The sequence below is a fragment of the Bradyrhizobium sp. MI1.10 genome, assembly GCF_055811035.1.
This window is the reverse complement of the sequence record NZ_JBVVPN010000002.1, coordinates 274,847-294,395: the sequence shown is the minus strand read 5'-3', so window position 1 is coordinate 294,395 and position 19,549 is coordinate 274,847. Positions and strand designations below refer to the sequence as shown.

The 19,549-nt window shown below is 65.1% G+C and carries 20 protein-coding genes; 11 read left to right on the top strand and 9 right to left on the bottom strand.

The genetic code is table 11. From position 1 onward, the window contains the following. Position 1 precedes the first annotated feature (1 nt). Positions 2-1,285: a phosphopyruvate hydratase gene (gene eno, locus AC0L3K_RS03500; protein WP_007590612.1), complete on the bottom strand. Its 1,284-nt coding sequence runs from the start codon at positions 1,283-1,285 to the stop codon at positions 2-4. A gap of 123 nt (positions 1,286-1,408) precedes the next feature. On the opposite strand from eno, the gene queF reads away from it, so the two are divergent. Both queF and AC0L3K_RS03490 read left to right on the top strand, forming a co-directional pair. Then, entirely contained in the window at positions 1,409-1,885 is a 477-nt protein-coding gene (gene queF / locus AC0L3K_RS03495; RefSeq protein WP_007590611.1) for a preQ(1) synthase, read from the top strand. 16 nt (positions 1,886-1,901) lie between these two features. Beyond that, positions 1,902-2,687, top strand: coding sequence for a substrate-binding domain-containing protein (locus AC0L3K_RS03490; RefSeq protein ID WP_007590610.1), 786 nt, complete (start codon positions 1,902-1,904; stop codon positions 2,685-2,687). 64 nt (positions 2,688-2,751) lie between these two features. On the opposite strand, the gene AC0L3K_RS03485 is transcribed toward AC0L3K_RS03490, so the two are convergent. From AC0L3K_RS03485 to AC0L3K_RS03475, 3 genes are all read right to left on the bottom strand, one after another. Continuing rightward, entirely contained in the window at positions 2,752-3,960 is a 1,209-nt protein-coding gene (locus AC0L3K_RS03485) for an MFS transporter (RefSeq protein ID WP_473365476.1), read from the bottom strand. Further along, complete coding sequence (gene kdsA, locus AC0L3K_RS03480; protein ID WP_035992609.1) at positions 3,960-4,823, bottom strand: 3-deoxy-8-phosphooctulonate synthase; 864 nt, start codon at positions 4,821-4,823, stop codon at positions 3,960-3,962. Before kdsA ends, AC0L3K_RS03485 begins: the two co-directional genes overlap by 1 nt. A 125-nt stretch (positions 4,824-4,948) precedes the next feature. Then, complete coding sequence (locus AC0L3K_RS03475) at positions 4,949-5,275, bottom strand: NIPSNAP family protein (protein ID WP_007590607.1); 327 nt, start codon at positions 5,273-5,275, stop codon at positions 4,949-4,951. A gap of 197 nt (positions 5,276-5,472) precedes the next feature. Between AC0L3K_RS03475 and AC0L3K_RS03470 the strand changes: the two genes are divergently transcribed. The 3 genes from AC0L3K_RS03470 to AC0L3K_RS03460 all read left to right on the top strand — a co-directional run bounded on the left by AC0L3K_RS03470 (position 5,473) and on the right by AC0L3K_RS03460 (position 8,286). After that, positions 5,473-6,147, top strand: coding sequence for a response regulator transcription factor (locus tag AC0L3K_RS03470; protein ID WP_007590606.1), 675 nt, complete (start codon positions 5,473-5,475; stop codon positions 6,145-6,147). After that, positions 6,144-7,520 carry a sensor histidine kinase gene (locus tag AC0L3K_RS03465; protein ID WP_354128685.1) on the top strand — a complete coding sequence of 459 codons (1,377 nt, stop codon included), beginning with the start codon at positions 6,144-6,146 and terminating at the stop codon, positions 7,518-7,520. Before AC0L3K_RS03470 ends, AC0L3K_RS03465 begins: the two co-directional genes overlap by 4 nt. A 103-nt stretch (positions 7,521-7,623) precedes the next feature. Next, a complete protein-coding gene (locus AC0L3K_RS03460) occupies positions 7,624-8,286 on the top strand; it encodes a class I SAM-dependent methyltransferase (protein WP_473365475.1) in 663 nt (220 codons plus the stop codon). A 5-nt stretch (positions 8,287-8,291) separates the two neighbouring features. Here the strand turns inward: AC0L3K_RS03460 and AC0L3K_RS03455 are convergent, their stop codons facing one another. From AC0L3K_RS03455 to tpiA, 3 genes are all read right to left on the bottom strand, one after another. After that, a complete protein-coding gene (locus tag AC0L3K_RS03455; protein WP_007590604.1) occupies positions 8,292-9,923 on the bottom strand; it encodes a CTP synthase in 1,632 nt (543 codons plus the stop codon). Between the two features lie 166 nt (positions 9,924-10,089). After that, complete coding sequence (secG, locus tag AC0L3K_RS03450; RefSeq protein WP_007590603.1) at positions 10,090-10,476, bottom strand: preprotein translocase subunit SecG; 387 nt, start codon at positions 10,474-10,476, stop codon at positions 10,090-10,092. Between the two features lie 140 nt (positions 10,477-10,616). After that, on the bottom strand, positions 10,617-11,372 hold the full coding sequence (tpiA, locus tag AC0L3K_RS03445; RefSeq protein ID WP_007590602.1) for a triose-phosphate isomerase: 756 nt from the start codon (positions 11,370-11,372) through the stop codon (positions 10,617-10,619). A gap of 223 nt (positions 11,373-11,595) precedes the next feature. Between tpiA and AC0L3K_RS03440 the strand changes: the two genes are divergently transcribed. From AC0L3K_RS03440 to moaC, 4 genes are read left to right on the top strand one after another with little or no spacing between them, the layout of a single operon-like run. Further along, positions 11,596-13,494: a peptidylprolyl isomerase gene (locus tag AC0L3K_RS03440; protein ID WP_354128686.1), complete on the top strand. Its 1,899-nt coding sequence runs from the start codon at positions 11,596-11,598 to the stop codon at positions 13,492-13,494. Positions 13,495-13,508: 14 nt separating this feature from the next. Further along, the gene (gene trpD / locus AC0L3K_RS03435; protein ID WP_007590600.1) at positions 13,509-14,522 is read left to right on the top strand and encodes an anthranilate phosphoribosyltransferase; all 1,014 of its coding nucleotides are present in this window, start codon (positions 13,509-13,511) and stop codon (positions 14,520-14,522) included. 7 nt (positions 14,523-14,529) lie between these two features. Beyond that, complete coding sequence (trpC, locus tag AC0L3K_RS03430) at positions 14,530-15,348, top strand: indole-3-glycerol phosphate synthase TrpC (RefSeq protein WP_007590599.1); 819 nt, start codon at positions 14,530-14,532, stop codon at positions 15,346-15,348. Continuing rightward, positions 15,348-15,860: a cyclic pyranopterin monophosphate synthase MoaC gene (gene moaC, locus AC0L3K_RS03425; protein WP_007590598.1), complete on the top strand. Its 513-nt coding sequence runs from the start codon at positions 15,348-15,350 to the stop codon at positions 15,858-15,860. The genes trpC and moaC overlap by 1 nt, the downstream gene beginning before the upstream one ends. An 11-nt stretch (positions 15,861-15,871) precedes the next feature. Here moaC and AC0L3K_RS03420 read toward each other — a convergent pair whose 3' ends face one another. Beyond that, positions 15,872-16,459, bottom strand: coding sequence for a CGNR zinc finger domain-containing protein (locus tag AC0L3K_RS03420; RefSeq protein ID WP_007590597.1), 588 nt, complete (start codon positions 16,457-16,459; stop codon positions 15,872-15,874). Between the two features lie 136 nt (positions 16,460-16,595). Between AC0L3K_RS03420 and AC0L3K_RS03415 the strand changes: the two genes are divergently transcribed. Then, entirely contained in the window at positions 16,596-18,011 is a 1,416-nt protein-coding gene (locus AC0L3K_RS03415; protein WP_007590595.1) for an amidase, read from the top strand. Further along, positions 18,008-19,264: an MFS transporter gene (locus tag AC0L3K_RS03410; RefSeq protein WP_007590594.1), complete on the top strand. Its 1,257-nt coding sequence runs from the start codon at positions 18,008-18,010 to the stop codon at positions 19,262-19,264. Before AC0L3K_RS03415 ends, AC0L3K_RS03410 begins: the two co-directional genes overlap by 4 nt. Here the strand turns inward: AC0L3K_RS03410 and AC0L3K_RS03405 are convergent. Next, positions 19,245-19,361, bottom strand: coding sequence for a Flp family type IVb pilin (locus AC0L3K_RS03405; protein WP_245286067.1), 117 nt, complete (start codon positions 19,359-19,361; stop codon positions 19,245-19,247). The genes AC0L3K_RS03410 and AC0L3K_RS03405 overlap by 20 nt on opposite strands. Between the last annotated feature and the right edge of the window lie 188 nt (positions 19,362-19,549).

Sequence of the window (19,549 nt, the reverse complement as noted above, 5' to 3'; positions counted from 1 at the left end):
CTTATGCCAGCGCCTTCAGTGCCGCCTTGCCGCCGTAGAGCGCCTGCTTGCCGAGCTGCTGCTCGATGCGCAAGAGCTGGTTGTATTTGGCGGTGCGATCGGAGCGCGCAAGGGAGCCGGTCTTGATCTGTCCGCAATTGGTGGCGACCGCGAGGTCGGCGATGGTGGAATCCTCGGTCTCGCCGGAGCGGTGCGACATCACCGAGGTGTAGCCGGCCTTGTGCGCCATCTCGACGGCGGCGAGAGTCTCGGTCAGCGTGCCGATCTGGTTGACCTTGATCAGGATCGAGTTGGCCCGTCCGGCCTTGATGCCTTCAGCGAGCCGCTTGACGTTGGTGACGAAGAGATCGTCGCCGACGAGCTGGCACTTCTTGCCGACGAGGTCGGTCAACTCCTTCCAGCCGTCCATGTCGTCTTCCGACATGCCGTCCTCGATGGTCACGATCGGATAGCGCGAGACGAGGTCGGCAAGGTACTTGGCCTGCTCGGAGATCGAGCGGGTCTTGCCCTCGCCTTCGTAGACGTACTTGCCGTCCTTGAAGAACTCGGTCGAGGCGCAGTCGAGGCCGATGACGATGTCGGAGCCCGCCTTGTAACCGGCCTTGCCGATCGCGTTCATGACGAATTCGAGCGCGGCGTCCGCGGACGGCAGGTTCGGGGCGAAGCCGCCCTCGTCGCCGACATTGGTGTTGTGGCCGGCCTTCTTCAATTCGGACTTCAGAGTGTGGAAGACCTCCGCGCCGTAGCGCAGGCCCTCGGCGAAGGAGGACGCGCCCACGGGGAGGATCATGAACTCCTGGAAGTCGATCGGGTTGTCGGCGTGCATGCCGCCATTGATGATGTTCATCATCGGCACCGGCAAGAGACGCGCGGAGGTGCCGCCGACGTAACGGTACAGCGGCATGTCGAGCGAGTTCGCGGCCGCCTTGGCGCAGGCGAGCGACACGCCGAGGATGGCGTTGGCGCCCAGCCGGCTCTTGTTCGGCGTGCCGTCGAGGTCGATCATGATCTGGTCGAGCTGGGCCTGCTGCTCGACATCGAGGCCGCTCAGCGCCTCGAAGATCTCGCCGTTGACGGCGCCGACCGCCTTGGTGACGCCCTTGCCGAGATAGCGGGCCTTGTCGCCGTCGCGCAGTTCCACCGCCTCATGGGCACCGGTCGAGGCGCCTGACGGCACGGCGGCACGGCCGAGCGCACCATCTTCCAGCACGACGTCGACCTCGACGGTGGGATTGCCACGGCTATCCAGGATTTCGCGTCCGATGATGTCGATGATGGCGGTCATGAGGGCCTCTTTTCGGGGACTAAGCAGTCAGTTGGGGTGCTTCTACCGCAATGCATCGAAACGGAAAAGGCCGGGTGACGGCCGCACGATGATTGGCTAAGAGGGCGCCACGGAGGCGGCCTGATGTCGAAAAAACCCAGCAAATCGAACAACTCCCCTGCTTTGCAGCTTGGCCGCGCCGTGGAATGGCCGGATGCGCCCGAGAAGGCAAAACTCGACCGCGTGCCCAATCCGCAAGGAGGCACCGATTATCTGGTCCGTTTCACCGTGCCCGAGTTCACCTCGCTCTGCCCGGTCACCGGACAGCCGGATTTCGCACATCTGATGATCGACTACGCCCCCGGCCAATGGTTGCTGGAGTCGAAATCGCTCAAGCTCTACATCGCGAGCTTCCGCAATCACGGCGCCTTCCACGAGGATTGCACGGTGATGATCGGCAAGCGCATCGCAAGCGAGATCAAGCCGAAGTTCTTGCGCATCGGCGGCTATTGGTATCCGCGCGGCGGCATCCCGATCGACGTGTTCTGGCAGACCGGCCGCGCGCCCAAGGGATTGTGGGTGCCGGAACAGGGCGTCGCGCCCTATCGCGGAAGGGGTTAGTGGGAGAGGAACAACAATGAAATCGACCTCAGCAACATTCCGAAACCTTGGATTGGGCCTTCTGGGCATCCTGTGGCTGACCGGCGCGGCCGAGGCTGCCGAAGTCCGGGTGATGATCTCGGGCGGCCTGACGGCTGCCTACAAGGCGCTTGTGCCCGAGTTCGAGAAGGCCACCGGCAACAAGGTCTTGACGGAATATGGGCCGTCGATGGGGACCACGACCAATGCGATACCCGTCCGGTTGGAGCGCGGCGAGGCGGCCGATGTCCTGATCATGGTGGGCTACGCCCTCACCGATCTCGCCAGCAAGGGCAAGGTCGTTGCCGGCAGCCAGGTCGACCTGACGAGATCGCCGATCGGCGTCGCCGTGAAATCTGGCGCGCCGAAGCCGGACATCAGCTCGGTGGAGGCGGTCAAGCGCGCGTTGCTCGCGGCGAAGACGATCGCCTATTCCGACAGCGCCAGCGGCGTCTACGTCTCGACCGAAATGTTTGGAAAGCTCGGCATTGCCGATGTCATGAAGGACAAGGCGCGCAAGATTCCGGCCACGCCGGTCGGCGAGATCGTCGCCCACGGCGATGCCGAGCTCGGCTTTCAGCAGATCAGCGAGCTGAAGCCCGTGAAGGGGATCGATATCGTCGGACCGCTGCCGAACGAATTGCAGCAGATCACGATCTTCTCAGCCGGCATCGCAAGCGTTTCCAAAGAGCCCGAGGCTGGCCGGGCCTTGATCAAGTTCCTGGCTTCCCCGGCCGCCCGCGACGCGATCATAGCAAGCGGCATGGAGCCGATCGGAAACTAGCGCCTACGCCGGCCGGCGGCATTGATGCTGCTAAAGCTCAAAGAGCGTTAGCTCGATACTTCCGTCAGGTCCGCGCATCCGCCGGCTCCCGCTGCTTCAACAGCCGCGCGCACACGAAACCGAGCGCCACCATGATGGCGGCGCTCGCGAACAGGGTCGGCATCTTGCCGCCATGCTGCAGGCCAAGGCCATAGGCGAGCGGCCCGACCGTCTGCCCCATGAAGAAGAAGAACGAATGCAGCGACAGCGCGGTCGCGCGTGCCTCGACCGAGAGTTCGCTGGCAAACATCTGAAGGCAGCCATGGGCGATGTAGAAGCCCCATCCCATCACGACGAGATTGAGCGCCTGCACTTCCCAGCGCGGGCCGAAGGCGACGACAACGAGCTGCGAAGCGACCAGCGTCATGCCCGCGATCATCATGCCCTTCATGCCCAGCCATGGCAGCAGGCGCGACACAGTCAGTGTGTAGAACAAGCCGCCGACCGCAAAGCCCGCGATGACCATGCCCGCGATCGAGAACGAGGTCTGACCGAGCTCGAACAGGAACGAAGCGATGTAGGGAAACAGGCCGAGCACGCAACAGCCTTCGACGAACACGGCCGAATAGCACACGTAAGCATTTGGATTGGTGAAGATGGTGCGATAGCCCGCTTTCAGCGCCGACAGGCTCGTCTTCGGCGGATGCTTGACCTTGGCGCCACGAAAGCCGGCGGCAACCGCGATCGACGCAACGATCACGAGCGCGCCGAGCACCGCCAGCACGCCGCGCCAACCGAGGAAGTCGCCGATCAGCCCGGAGGCCGAGGCGCCGAGGAGATTGCCGGTCATCGCGCCGGCGAGCGTGCGGCTGATCGCGACCTGGCGTTTCTCCGGACCGACGAGATCGCTGGTCAGGCTGAGCGCCACCGGAAACACGCCGCCCGAGCCGATGCCGGCGAGGATACGGGTTGCGAACAGAACAGAGAACGAGCTCGAGAGCGCCCCCAGGATATTGGCAAGGCCGAGCAGCGCGAGGCAGCCGATCATCAGCCGCGTCTTGCCGAACAGATCGGCGGCGGCACCGACGATCGGCTGGATGATCGAGAAGGTGAAGGCGAACACCGCGGCAAAGCCCGCAGCCGTCGCGATACTGACGCCAAAATCCTCGGCGACGTGCGGCAGCACCGGATCGAGCGCGCGCGCGGAGAGCGCCGCGGCAAAGCTTGCACCGGAGATGACGTAGAGCGCGGCCGGCAGGCCGTGATCGTGCGCCCGCGCCTCGCCTTGCTGCATCAGCGCGGGTCGGCTTTGGTCGAATCCTTGGCGAGCGTGTCGAACGCCATCAGCCTTCGGATCAGCCCTTCGAACTCGCGCAGCGGCACCATGTTGGGTCCGTCGGACGGCGCGCTGTCGGGGTCGGGATGAGTCTCGATGAAGACACCGGCAACACCGACAGCGACGGCTGCGCGCGCGAGCACCGGCACGAATTCGCGCTCGCCTCCGGAAGACGTCCCCTTCCCGCCCGGCTGTTGCACCGAATGAGTGGCATCGAAGATCACGGGTGCGCCGGTGGTGCGCGCCAGGATCGGCAAGGCGCGCATGTCGGAGACCAGCGTGTTGTAGCCGAAGGACGCACCACGTTCGGTCACGAGCACGTTGGGATTGTTCGCGCTCGTGATCTTGGACACGACATTGGCCATGTCCCAGGGCGCGAGAAACTGGCCCTTCTTGACGTTGACGACCTTGCCGGTTGCGGCGGTCGCCAGCAGCAGATCGGTCTGGCGACACAGGAAGGCCGGGATCTGCAGGATGTCCACCGCTTGCGCCACCTCGGCGCACTGCGCGGCGTCGTGCACGTCAGTCAGGACCGGCAGGCCGAGCGACGATCGGATTTCGGCGAAGATCGGCAGCGACTGGGCAAGCCCGAGGCCACGCGCAGCCGACGCGCTGGTGCGATTGGCCTTGTCGAATGAGGTCTTGTAGACGAGGCCGATCTGCAGTCGCGCGGCGATCTCCTTCAGTGCGGAGGCCACCTCCAGCGCATGCTGGCGGCTTTCGAGCTGACACGGCCCGGCAATGATCGAGATCGGCAGATCATTGCCGAATTTGACCTTGCCAATGGTGACGACCGGCGCCGCTGACGTCGAAGAGCTCAAGGCAAATCCCTCGTTTCGGCGCGACCATAGCCGCGATGAAGGGCGGATCAACCCCATTCGGCCTAGGCTCCCAGAATATCAGGGTTGCGCCCAGGCTCCCGGCGACGCCCGAGCGCCGGCCGCCTCTACTTCACCGCCGAGAAGGCGGTCGGCGCCAGGATCTGGCTGACAATATTGCCGACAATCTGCCCGTCCGCCTCGCTCTCGGCGCGCCCTTTCATCCAGTCCGGATCGGTCATGAAGGCGGCCCACTTCTTCTCGCGCTCGGCGAGCGACTCCCAGGCCAGGAAATAGGTCAGCTCCTGGTTGGATTCACCGATCAGGGTCGTGAAAAACCCGGCCTGCCTGATGCCGTGCTTTTCCCACACCTTCAGCGTGACGGTCTCGAACCGCTTGAGCAGCGCCGGCAGGCGCCCGGGCACGCAGCGATAGATGCGCATTTCATAAATCATTCTTGTTCCTCCCTGATCAGGTCCGGGGGTTATAACGGCTGGCCCTGACGGTGTCTTGAGGCCCGCTCGGCCGCCCCCGGTGGCGTTCCGCGCATGGCTAGGGTCCGCTCAAAGTCCCCGTCCCGCAGCCGGTTCCCGCAATGCTGCCGCAATGATACGGCCGCTAGATTGGCGCGATTGAGGTTGAGGTGCGGATCATGCGGATTTTGCTCGTCGAGGACGAGGCCGAAATGGCGGACGCGCTGGCGTCGGCGCTGAAGCGCTACGACATGGTGGTGGACCACGCCCCCACGCTCGCGGAGGCGGAAGAGGCCATTTCTGCCGACGTCCACGCCGCCGTCCTGCTCGATCGCCAGCTTCCCGATGGCGACGGTCTCACCCTGATCCCGAAACTGCGGGCGCGCGCCGACGGCGTGCCGATCATCGTGTTGACGGCGCGCGGCGAACTCGCCGATCGTGTCGCCGGACTGGACTGCGGGGCGGATGATTATCTGTCAAAGCCGTTCGCGGTGGAGGAATTACTGGCGCGGCTGCGCGCCGTGCTGCGCCGGCCCGCCGGGATGCAGCCCGACATCATGCACGCCGGCCGCCTCGCTTTCGATTTCGGCCATCGCGAGGCAAGCATCGACGGGGCTCCCCTCGAGCTGCCGCGACGCGAGCTCCTCGTGCTGGAAGCCCTGGTCCGCCGCATGGGCCGAACCGTGCTGCGCTCGGCGCTGGAAGAAGCCGTCTACAGTTTCGACGACGAGATCCAGTCGAATGCGCTCGATACACACGTGTCGCGACTGCGCCGCAAACTCTCGGAAGCCGATGCGCGCGTGGAGATCCACGGCATCCGCGGCGTCGGCTATCTGCTGAAGAAGCTGCCATGAGCAAGCACCACGATCCCTATTGCCTGCGCTCGCGGCTGAGCTGGCGCCTGCTGTCGCTCCAGGCGGTGCTGCTCACGGCGCTCGTTGCCGTCATCGTCGGGGCGTTGAGCGCGTCGGGGTTCGCGATCGCCGGGCGCGACGAAGATCGCGTGATCGAAATCGTCCAGCGCGCGCTCGCGCGCGACGCGCAAGGCGACCTGGTCCTGCGGTCGACGACCGAGCTGAAACAGTTGCGCAGCGAGACTCCCGATCTCTGGTTCCTGGTCCGCGACAGGCAGGGACGTTCGCTCAGCGAAGGCGCCGTGCCGTCCGAGTTCGCCGCCATCGGCAGCAGTCTCGACCAGATCAGCCAGGCGCGGCTCGGCTGGCAGCTGTTCGAGGACGATCCGCGCAAGCCCCCGGCGCGGCTGAAGCGGGTCGACACCGACGCCGGCAATGTGCAAATCATCACGGCGACGCAAGGCAAGCTCACCGGCGCCAAGGCGTTGTTCATGACGTCGCTTGCATTGCTCGGCGTCGCCCTGCCCGGCCTGCTCCTCATGGGAACGGCGACGTTCATCGCGACGCCGATGATCGTGCGGCGCGCCTTTAGGGGGATCGATGCGACGGCCGACCAGGCGCGGCGCATCGACATCCATCAACGCGGCGCGCGGCTGTCGCTGGACCGGATTCCGCTGGAGGTCATGTCGCTCGTGACCGCGGTCAACGACGCGCTGGCGCGGCTAGACCAGGGCTATGCCCGCCACAAGCGCTTCGTCGCCGATGCCGCACACGAGTTGCGCACGCCAATTGCAATCCTGAACACGCGGCTGGAGTCGCTTCCGGCGGGGCCGGAGAAGACCCGGTTGCTGGAGGATTCCGCGCGGCTGGCTACGCTTGCCGAGCAACTGCTCGACATTCAGCGCCTCGACCGCTGCGGTCATCCCTTCACGCGCATCGACCTCGTCGCAATCGCGCAAAGTGCGGCCGCAGATCTCGCGCCGCTGGCCATTGCCGCCGGCTACGAGCTGGCGCTCGATGCCCCCTCCACGCCGGTCGAAACGATCGGCGATGCGGCGGCGCTGGAGCGCGCGCTGACCAACCTCGTGCAGAATGCGATCCAGCACGGCCCTCGCCGCGGCACCATCGGCATTCGTGTCACTAGGCCCGCGAGCATCGAGGTCACGGACGAAGGCGTCGGCATTCCGGCCGATCAGCGCGAACAGATATTCGAGCCGTTCTACCGGCTGACACCGCTCGATCGCGGTGCCGGCCTCGGCCTCAACATGGTGCGCGAGATCGTGCTCCTGCATGGCGGCCACATCTCGGTCGCGGACGGAGCGATCGGCGGCGCGTGCTTCAGGATTTCACTGCCGCCAGTCCGGGAGAATTGACGCAATCGGCACGCGGCACGCAATGCTGTCGCAATGCACGCAAGCGATTGTTCGGCCGCCTCACCTCTGACCTGCGAGGCGCAACCAAGATGCCGGAGTGCGCATGCCCAACGATTTCCTCTCGTTCTTCCTGTCATGGATGTCAGCCCCGCGTCGCGTCGGCGCGATCGCGCCGTCAGGCGCGGCGCTGGCCGATCTCATCACCCGCGAGATCACCGCATCGACCGGCCCTGTTCTCGAGCTCGGCCCCGGCACCGGCGCGTTCACCTACAAGCTGCTCAAACGCGGCGTGCGCCAGCAGGACCTCACGCTGGTCGAATACGGCTCCGGCTTCATGAAGCTGCTACAGATGCGTTTCCCCAACGCGCGCGTCTTGTGGATGGATGCGGGGCGGCTGGCAGCGGAACGCCTCTATGACGGCGCACCCGTCGGCGCGGTCGTGAGCGGCCTGCCGCTGCTCAACATGTCGACGCGCAAGGTCGTCTCGATCGTCGGTGGCGCGTTCAGTCATGTCCGCCCCGGCGGCGCGTTCTACCAGTTCACCTACGGCATGAGTTGCCCGATCCCGCGGCCCGTGCTCGACCGGCTAGGCTTGCGCGCAAAGCTGGTGGATCGTGCCCTGCTGAACGTGCCGCCGGCCGCCGTCTACAAGCTGACGCGACGACCGCAGATGAAGCTCGTCACGGGATCGCTTGCGCCTGATACGTCAATGCCGGCTGCGCCGGAGCCGATGCTTCTCGCACGTGACTGCACCGCCACGCCCTGAGCCGCTTACACCAGGCGGCTCTGCACCATCGCCGCACGAATGAACGACGCGAACAGCGGATGCGGCTCGAAGGGGCGCGACTTCAGTTCGGGATGGAACTGGACGCCGATGAACCAGGGGTGATCCTCGTACTCGACGATCTCCGGCAGCACGCCGTCGGGCGACAGGCCCGAGAATTTCAGCCCGTGCTGCTCGAGGCGATCCTTGTAGGCGGTGTTGACCTCGTAGCGATGGCGGTGGCGCTCGGAAATCTCGGTCGCGCCGCCGTAGACCTCCGAGACGCGGCTGCCGCGATTGAGCGCCGCCGGATAGGCGCCCAAGCGCATCGTGCCGCCGAGATCGCCGGCGTTGGTGCGCTTCTCGAGCTCGTTGCCGCGCAGCCATTCCGTCATCAGGCCGACCAGGGGCTCCTTGGTCGGGCCGAACTCGGTGGAGTTGGCCTCCTCGATCCCGACGAGATTCCGAGCTGCCTCGATCACCGCCATCTGCATGCCGAAGCAGATGCCGAAATACGGCACGTCGCGCTCGCGCGCGAACTGGGCCGCTCGGATCTTGCCTTCGGCGCCCCGCTGGCCGAAGCCGCCGGGCACCAGAATGCCGTTGACGTGCTCGAGGAACGGCGCGGGATCTTCCTTCTCGAAGATCTCGCTTTCGATCCAGTCGAGATTTACCTTCACCTTGTTGGCGATGCCGCCATGCGAGAGCGCCTCGATCAGCGACTTGTACGCATCCTTCATGCCGGTATATTTGCCGACGATGGCGATGGTGACGTTGCCCTCGGGATTGCGGATGCGCTCGTTGATCTGCTGCCAGCTCCGCAGCTCCGGCGGAATCCGCGAGCCGATGCCGAAGGCGGCAAGCACTTCGTCGTCGAGGCCTGCGGCGTGGTAAGCCTGAGGGACAGCGTAGATGCTGTCGGCGTCGCGCGCCTCGATGACGGCGCTCTCGCGCACGTTACAGAACAGCCCGAGCTTGCGCCGTTCCTCCTTCGGGATCTCGCGATCGGTACGGCAGAGCAGGATGTCCGGCTGGATGCCGATCGAGCGCAGCTCCTTGACGGAGTGCTGCGTCGGCTTTGTCTTCAGCTCACCGGCGCTCGGGATGTAAGGCAGCAGCGTCAGATGAATGTAGATGGCGTGATCGCGCGGCAGCTCGTTCTTGAGCTGGCGGATCGCCTCGAAGAACGGCAGGCCCTCGATATCGCCGACGGTGCCACCGATCTCGACCAGCACGAAGTCGTAATCGTCGTTGCCGTCGAGGACGAAATCCTTGATGGCGTTGGTGACGTGCGGAACCACCTGGATGGTCGCGCCGAGATAATCGCCGCGCCGCTCCTTGGAGATGATGTCCTGGTAGATGCGCCCGGTCGTGATGTTGTCGGCCTTGGTCGCCGGGCGCCCGGTGAAGCGCTCATAGTGACCGAGATCGAGGTCGGTCTCCGCGCCGTCATCGGTCACGAACACTTCGCCGTGCTGATACGGCGACATCGTTCCGGGATCGAGGTTGAGATAGGGGTCGAGCTTGCGGAGGCGGACCTTGTAGCCCCGGGCTTGCAACAGGGCACCGAGTGCCGCTGAAGCCAGACCCTTGCCGAGCGAAGAAACCACGCCGCCGGTGATGAATATGTACCGCGCCATGGGGCTTAACCTCTAATCCCTCGAATTCGATTCGCCAAAGCGATTCGTATTCCGCCCCAAACATTTTGCGGGGCTGTGGGTGAGCCAGAACTAAGAGTGGTGACAGAGCCTTGATGGGGATTGTTGATGCAGGACGGTAGAAGCCGCCCTGCATGGCCCCCCTGCTTTATTGCGAACGCGGTACCTGCGGGCCGCTCGGTGCCGGAGCCTGCTGCTGCTCGTCGGCCTTCTTCAGCGAATCCAGGATGCCGCCCGAGGTCGGCGGAGCGATTGGTCCGCCACCGGCCGGCTGGGTCTGCGACGCCGGCGCGCCGATGATCGACGACGGCTTGCGGTCGTAGCCGGCATACCAGGACAGGAACAGGCTGGTGAGGAAGAAGCCAACGGCCAAAATTGCGGTGGTCCGCGTCAAAAGGTTCGCGGTGCCGCGGCTCGACATGAAGCCTGCGCCACCTCCCATGCCGAGGCCCCCGCCTTCCGACTTCTGGAGCAGGACGGCGCCGATCATGACGGTGACGATCATGAGGTGAATGACGATGACAACAGTCTGCATAGTGTCCTTCCGTCACAAGCCGACAGCGCCGAGACGGCGGCCAATCGTGCTTCGCGGGTTTTCCTGAAGTTGCGCGGTGTTACACGATCGGAGGGGGCATTGCCACCCCCGATCCGCCGGGTCCTAAGGTTTGGAGTTAGCTAGGGACAGCCCTGCGCAATCGCAAGGAAATCGGCCGCCTTCAGGCTGGCTCCGCCGACCAGTGCGCCATTGACGTTCTTCACGGCCATCAGCTCCGCCGCGTTCGACGGCTTGACCGAGCCGCCATAGAGGATGCGCATCCCGGCGCCGTCGGCCTTGAACCGGGAGGTCAGGAATTCCCGGATAAAGCCATGAATCTGCTCGACATCCCCCGAGGTCGGGGTCAGGCCAGTGCCGATCGCCCAGACCGGCTCATAGGCCACGACCAGATTGGCGGCAGTCGAGCCATCCGGCAGCGAGCCGTTGAGCTGACCGCGCAGGATATCGAGGGTCTGGCCCGCATCGCGCTGCCCCTGCGTCTCGCCGATGCAGACGATGGCAGTCACCCCGGCGCGCCAGGCGGCCTCAGCCTTCTGCCGGATCAAGGCATCGCCCTCGCCATGGTCGGCGCGGCGCTCGGAATGGCCGACGATGATCGCGGTCGCACCCGAATCCGCCAGCATTTCGGCGGCGATATCGCCGGTATGGGCGCCGGAGGCCTTGGGGTGGCAATCCTGGGCCCCCACCGCGACCTTCTTGCCGCGTGCCTTCTCGGCAAAGGCAGCGATCAGGGTCGCCGGCGGGCAAACCAGCAGGTCGGCTTTGCCGGCCACCTCTGCCGCGCCATTGAGCATGGCGTCGAATTCGGCAGTCGAGGCCTTCAGGCCGTTCATTTTCCAGTTGCCGGCGATCAGGGGGCGGATGGCATCGGTCATGTCAAATTCCAGCAAATTTCGGTTTGTTCATGCGCTAGCAGAGGTCCCGTGGCAGTTCCAGAGACCAGGGGCTTTTGACCGCAGGGATCGAAAGCCTGCTAGACCCGAGGTTGCGGGGGGAAAGCCACCACTTTATGATGATTGATCAATTTGGTGACGCGCTTTTGCGGAATCTGCATTAAGACGCGCTCCCGTTCCCCTCCTGCCAAACAAGTTGGACCAAATGCTTCGAGGAATGCGCAAGGCCTCATCAAACTGGCTCGGCAAGACCATTATGGCCGTTGTGATGGGCGTGCTGATCATCAGTTTCGGCGTTTGGGGCATTGCCGACATCTTCAAGGGTTTTGGGCAATCCACCGTGGCCAAGGTCGGCGGCACCGAGATTTCCCTGAACGAGTTCCGCCAGATTTACACCGATCGCCTCCAGCAGATCAGCCGCCAGTTCGGCCGGCCGCTGTCGCCTGAACAGGCGCGCGCCTTCGGCCTCGACCGTCAGGTGCTCCAGCAGACGATCGCGGAGGCCGCCCTCGACGAAGAGGCGCGCCGGCTCGGGCTCGGCCAGTCGGACGACCAGATCCGCCAGCTCATCATGAACGACCCGAACTTCAAGGGCGTCGGCGGCAACTTCGATCCGAACCGCTTCCAGTCCGTGATCCGCAATTTCGGCTACACCGAGCAGCGCTACGTCTCCGAGCAGCGCAAGGTCTCGCTGCGTCGGCAGATCACCGGCACAATCGGTGCCGGTATCGAGCCGCCGAAGGCGATGCTCGACGTGCTGACGCGCTTCCAGAACGAGCAGCGCGCCATTGAATTCGTCAGGCTCGACGCAGCCCAGGCAGGCACCATCGACGCGCCATCGCCCGAGGCGCTCGCCGCCTATTTCGAGGATCACAAGGTCCAGTTCCGCGCGCCCGAATATCGCAAGATCGCGTTCGTCGTGGTCTCGCCGGAGGAGATCGGCAAGTGGAGCGAGGTGTCGGACGAGGACGCCAAGAAAGCGTTCGAGCAGCGCAAGGATCGGCTCGGCACGCCGGAGAAGCGCCAGATCCAGCAGATCGTATTTCCCAACGCCGCCGAGGCGCAGGCCGCACGCGAGCGGCTCACCAGCGGGACGTCGTTCGAGGACCTCGGCAAGGAGCGCGGACTGAGCGCGTCCGACGTCGATCTCGGGCTCGTGACCAAATCCTCGCTCGATCCCGCAGTTGGAGACGCTGTCTTCGCGCTTCCCGCCGGTGAAATCAGCCAGCCCATCCAGGGCCGTCTCGGCACGTCGATCGTCAAGGTCGAAAAGATCGAGCCGGGCGTGGAGGCGAATTACGCGAGCGTTGCCGCCGACATCAAGCGCGAGATCGCCACCGAGCGCGCGCGCGTCAAGGTCGCCGATCTTCGCGACAAGATGGAAGACGAGCGCGGCGGCGGTGCCAGCGTGATCGACGCGGCGCAGAAGCTAGGCCTCACTGCCGTGACGATCGACGCCGTCGACCGTTCCGGCCGCGCCCCGAGCGGCCAGCCGGTCTCCGGCATTCCGCAGGGCCTCGACGTGGTGTCGCAGGCCTTCAACACCGATGTCGGCGTCGACAACGACTCGATCTCGTTCAAGGGCGGCTATGTCTGGTACGACGTGCTTGCCATCACGCCGTCGCGCGACCGCAATCTCGACGAGGTTCGCGACCAGGTCGAGGCGCGCTGGCGCCAGGACCAGATCGCGACCAAGCTGAAGGCCAAGGCGACCGAGATCGTGCAGAAGCTCGAATCAGGCGGCAAGCTCGCCGACGAAGCAGTCGCGATCGGCGCCAAGGTCGAGACCGCCAGCGGCTTCAAGCGCGACGACTCGCCCGCCAGCGTGCCCGCAACCGTCGTGTCGGCCGCCTTCCGCGTCGGCAAGGACGGCGTCGGGCAGACGGCAGTGACCGGCGGCACCGAGGTGATCGTGTTCCGCGTCACTGAGATCATCGATCCCACGGTCGATGCCGGGTCCGAGGCGATCAAGAAGCTGAAGGACACTCTCGACCGCGCGCAGACCGAGGAGCAGGTCGCTTCCTACGTCAACAAGCTTGAAACCGACATCGGGACCACCATTAATCAGGCCGCCTTCGCGCAGGTGACCGGCGCGAACCAGTGAGTTGAAAGCACGCGATGGACGACCTGAAATCGATCATAGGAAAAGTGGCGACCGGCGCCAGCCTGTCGCGTGACGAAGCGGCGTCCGCCTTCGACGCCCTGATGTCCGGCGAAGCCACGCCTTCGCAGATGGGCGGCCTCTTGATGGCGCTGCGGGTGCGCGGCGAGACCGTCGACGAGATCACCGGCGCGGTCATGGCAATGCGCTCCAAGATGCTGACCGTGGCGGCACCGCCCGAGGCCGTCGACATCGTCGGCACCGGCGGCGACGGCTCCGGCTCGGTCAACGTCTCGACCTGTGCCTCCTTCATCGTCTCGGGCACAGGCCTGCCGGTCGCCAAGCACGGCAACCGCGCGCTGTCGTCGCGCTCGGGCACCGCCGACGTGCTGGCCTCGCTCGGGGTGAAGATCGATCTGAGGCCCGAGCAGGTCGGTCGCTGCGTGCGCGAATGCGGCATCGGCTTCATGTTCGCCCCCGCCCATCATCCCGCCATGAAGAACGTCGGCCCGACCCGGGTGGAGCTTGCCACGCGCACGATTTTCAATCTGCTCGGGCCGCTGACCAACCCAGCCGGCGTGAAGCGGCAGATGGTCGGCGTGTTCTCCCGGCAATGGGTGCAGCCGCTGGCGCAAGTGCTCAAGAACCTCGGCTCCGAATCCGCCTGGGTCGTGCACGGTTCCGATGGCCTCGACGAGATCACCCTCACCGGTCCGACCTTCGTCTCCGCGCTCCACAATGGCGAGATCCGGAATTTCGAGGTGACACCGGAGGACGCGGGCCTGCCGCGCTGCGAGGCCGGTGCACTCAAAGGCGGCGACGCCGACGCCAACGCTATCGCCTTGCAGGGCGTGCTCGACGGCAAGCCGAGCCCCTACCGTGACGTCGCGCTGATCAACGCCGCTGCCGCATTGGTCGTGGCCGGGCGTGCCAGGGATCTCAAGGAAGGTGTCGTGATCGGCGCAAAATCACTCGACAGCGGAGCGGCGCGCGCGCGGCTGAAACATCTGATCGCGGTCTCTAACGACTGAGCCTGACATGTCGGACATCTTGACCAAGATCGAAGCCTACAAGCGCGAGGAAATCGCTGCGGCCAAGCGCGCGCAGCCGCTGTCGGCGGTGGAGGCGAAGGCCAGGGCGCAACCAGCACCGCGCGGCTTCCTGCGCGCGATCAGGGCCAAGCACGCCAATGGCGACTTCGCGCTGATCGCGGAGGTGAAGAAGGCCTCGCCGTCAAAGGGCCTGATCCGCGCCGATTTCGATCCGCCGTTGCTTGCCAGGGCCTATGAGGCCGGGGGCGCTGCCTGCCTGTCGGTGCTGACGGACACGCCCTCGTTCCAGGGCCATCTCGACTTCATGGTGGCGGGCCGCGCGGCAACGTCACTGCCGGTGCTGCGCAAGGATTTCATGTTCGACACTTATCAGGTGGCGGAGGCCCGCGCGCACGGCGCCGACTGCATCCTGATCATCATGGCGGCGCTCGGTGATGCCACGGCCAAAGAGCTCGAGGACGCCGCCATCGCCTATGGCATGGACGTACTGATCGAGATCCACGACCGCGCCGAGCTTGACCGCGCGCTGAAGCTGCGTTCGCCGATGATCGGCGTCAACAATCGCAATTTGCGCACCTTCGAAACCACGCTTGCGACCAGCGAAACATTGGCTCCGCTCATACCCGGGGATCGGCTGATGGTCGGCGAGAGCGGTATCTTCACGCCCGCCGATCTCGCCCGGCTCGAGCGCGTCGGCATGTCGACCTTCCTGGTCGGCGAGAGCCTGATGCGGCAAGCCGACGTTACCGCTGCGACGCGCACACTGCTGGCGCGCGAGACCGCGCGCGCCACAGGCACGAACTGATGGCGCGTCAGCCCGCAAAGGCCAAACCGACCAAGACCGGCCCTGCCCTCACCCATATCGGCGCTTCCGGCGAGGCGCGGATGGTTGACGTGTCGGACAAGCCCGCGAGCGAGCGGCTCGCGGTCGCGGAAGGACGCGTCGTCATGACCAGGGCGACGCTTGACCTGATCGTGTCCGGCAACGCCAAGAAGGGCGACGTGCTCGGCACCGCCCGCATCGCCGGCATCATGGCCGCCAAGCGCACCGCGGAGCTGATCCCGCTCTGCCATCCGCTCGCGCTGTCGAAGGTGACGGTCGAAATCGAGCCCGACGCAAAGCTGCCGGGCTGCCTCGTCCGCGCCAGCGTGAAGGTCACGGGACCGACCGGCGTCGAGATGGAAGCGCTCACCGCCGTCTCGGTCGCCTGCCTCACCATCTACGACATGATCAAGGCGGTGGAACGCGGCGTGCGCATCGAAGGCATCCATCTGGTCGAGAAGCTCGGCGGCAAGTCCGGCCATTACCGCGTCTGATTGCGGCTAATCTATTTCGCCTCGCGCTGCCGCTCGCGATAGGCACGCGTCTTCATCCGATTGCCGCACAGAGTCGACATGCACCACCGCCGCGTCGATGGCTTCGACCGATCGAAGAACACCCGCCGGCATTCCTCAGAGGCGCACATCTTCAGCCGGTCCAACGTTCCCACAAGCGTTGCGTTGTGCAACTCGATGGCGATAGCCGACAGGCCGGCGAGCGCATCGTCGCGTATCGCCGATAATACTGCGCCGCAGCCAACCCGCGCCTCCACCCGCAACGGAAACGCCGCGAGCGCGTCACCGAGCGCGCCGAGAACCTCCTTGTTCCGGCGCCGCTCGGCCGGCTCGCATTGCAGATAGGCGCGTAGCGCTTCGCGCAGCCGCAGCGCGGTCGCGAACATTGCGGGCGTGATGCGCCCGCCGCCGAGGCCGCGCTCCTGCATCCAGTCCGCGAGCTGCTTCATCCCGGCAAGTTCGTCGCTCTGCGGGTGCTCCACCCCGAAATGCGAGAAGTGGCGAACATCGAGCGTGTTGGCGAAATCGTAGATGTTCGCCAACGCGTCGGGAACCTGGAACTTGCGTGACTCTTTCGACATCGGAATACCCGGAGAATTGGAACACCAGTAAAACATATTTACCGGTTGACAGCAACAGACACCAGTATATTTATTATACAGGTGTCTGCATCTCATCGAAATCGAGCGAGGTTGCGATGACAAAATGGAGAACGCCATGGCCGAAGCCCCGCACTATCTCGAACTCATCGAGCTTGCTGCACGCCTCGAGGCGCGCGAAATCTCCGCGTTGGAGGTGACGCGCGCGCAACTCGACCGTATCGACGCCCTGGACCATGAACTCGGCAGCTACGTTCACGTGATGCCGGAAACGGCTATCGCCGAGGCGAAGGCCGCGGACGCTGAGATCGCAAATGGCCAGTATCGGGGCCCCCTGCATGGCGTGCCGATTGCGCTGAAGGATCTGTTTTGGACCAAGGGCATTCCGACGGCGGCCGGCACCACGCTTCATCGCGATTTCCGTCCTGGTGAAGATGCGACCGTCACGCGCAGGATCAGGGATGCAGGCGGTGTGGTGCTCGGCAAGTTGCAGCTCACCGAGGGCGCCTATTCCGATCACCACCCGCTGGTGACGCCACCGAGAAATCCATGGAATCCGGATTACTGGCCGGGTATCTCGTCCAGCGGCTCGGCGGTCGCGACGGCCGCCGGACTTTGCTTCGGCTCACTTGGCTCCGACACCGGTGGCTCGATCCGCTGGCCCTGCGCCGCCAACGGCCTGACCGGGCTGAAGCCGAGCTGGGGCCGCGTCAGCCGCCACGGCACGTTCGAGCTGGCCGCGACGCTCGACCATATCGGACCGATCGGCCGCAGCGCGGTCGATGCCGGCGTACTGCTTGGGGTCATCGCCGGACACGACCCGAACGACCCGACGTCGCTGCTCAATCCGGTGCCTGACTATCTTGCCGCGGCCGCACGGGACGTGCGGGGCCTGCGGATCGGTGTCGACGCTGCCTGGAACGGCGAGGACGTGGACGTTGCGACACAGCACGTGTTGGCGGATGCCATCGATGCTTTTCGTGCGCTTGGCGCCCACACCGTCAACGTCAGATTTCCCGACGTAGAACAGGCGATCGCCGACTGGACCCCTAATTGTGCGGTGGAAGCTGCGGTCGCGCACGAGGCGACCTATCCTGTCCGCAAGAATGAGTATGGCCCAATCCTCGGCTCGCTGCTCGAGGCTGGTCGCGCGCTCTCCGGTCTCGATTATCAGAAGATCCTGCTGCGGCGGCTGGCACTGCGCGGCCAGGTGACAGCACTGTTCGAGACCATCGACCTGCTGCTGATCCCGGTCCACCCTTTCGCGCCGTTGACGCTGGCCATGATCCGGACGCTCGGCGAGCAGCCGGATCTGATCGCGAAGCTGCAGCGCTACACCTGCCCGTTCGACATGACCGGTCATCCCACGATCACGCTACCAGGTGGTGCATCGGCGGACGGACTGCCGATCGCGTTCCAGCTTGTCGCCGCCCATCTCGACGAGGCCACGCTGGTTCGCGCTGGCGCTGCATTCCAGCGTGTCACGTCGTGGCATCGTCGCCATCCTTCCCTCACCTCGCGGAGGCAGCATTGACCATTCCATTCAATCCCGTAGGTCGAAGCATTTTCCACGGCTGGTTCGTGGTCGCGGCGGCATTTGCCGTGATGTTCGTCGGCTTTGGTTCTGTCTACACCTTCAGCGCATTTCTGGAGCCGCTCCAGCGCGATTTCGGCGCCTCCCGTGGTTCAATCTCGCTGGTGTTCTCGATTGCCGGCTTTCTGTACTTCGCTCTCGGACTCGTCAGCGGTCCCCTCGCCGACCGGCTCGGTTCGCGTCCACTGGCCGTAGCGGGCATGGTCCTAATGGCGGTTGGACTTGCGGCCGCGAGCGCTGCACGTTCCCTCGTGGAGGTCTATCTCGCCTACGGGCTCGGTGTCGGCCTCGGCGTCGGCTGCGCCTATGTTCCGGCAATCGGCGCGGTGCAACGCTGGTTCGTCAAGCGCCGCGGCTTTGCCTCTGGGCTCGCGGTGAGCGGCATCGGGCTCGGCACGCTGGCAATGCCGCCGCTCGCCTCCTTGCTGATCGCATCGATGGGCTGGCGCGGCGCCTATCTGGCGCTGGGCGCGATTGCGCTGGTGCTGGGCGGCGGGATGTCGATGCTCATCGAGAACGATCCGAAGGACCGCGGCCTCCGGCCCGACGGCGATCCGCCTTGCGACGCGGCGGACACGGTCAACGCCGGCGGCGCCTCGGTGCGCGAGGCGGTCCGGTCGACGCGTTTTGTCGCCCTTTACGCATCGTGTCTGGTCTGCTCGTTCGGCGCCTTCGTTCCATTCGTTCATCTCGTGCCTTACGCGCGCGACCACGGTGTCGCGGCGTCCTCTGCCGTGCTGCTGCTGGGCGTGATCGGGGCCGGCAGCACCGCTGGTCGCTTCTTTCTCGGCGCGATCGCCGACCGGATGGGCCGCGATCGCTCTCTGATCATGGTCATGATCGGAATGGCGTTCGCGATGGCGATCTGGGCCATTGCCGCTGATGTCCGGACCCTCGCCGCTTTTGCCTTCATTTACGGCGTGTTCTACGGCGGCTGGGTCGCGGTGCTGCCCGCCGTGGTCATGGACTATTTTGGCGGACGCAACGTCAGCGGAATCATCGGCATTCTCTACACCAGCGTGGCGTTCGGGACATTGGTTGGTCCGAGTGCGGCCGGCTTCGCCTACGACCTCAATCACAGCTATACTTTGCCGATCCTGATCAGCGCCGCCGCGAACATCGTCGCGGCACTGATCGTGTTGGCGATACTGGCGCGCAGCGAAACCCGGCCGATCAGCGCAACGACGCGCTGATCGCCCCGAATTTTGAATTGAGCTTGCTGCCCAGGCCGTTCACCACGGCAATGATCGCAAGCGCGATGCCGGCGGCGATCAGCGCGATGGTCGGCAGAAATTGTCCGGCCGCGCGGAAGCTTCCGACAATGCTGCACGTCTCGCGTCCCGCATATTGATTGCTTTTGCGAGCGTCCGTTCACGGCGCATTAACCCAGCTTGCTAACTTCGCCTCCACTCCGTTCCCGTAAACCGACGGATGTTCCCGGGGCCAAGAATTGACCCTGACGTGTGCACCACAACGAT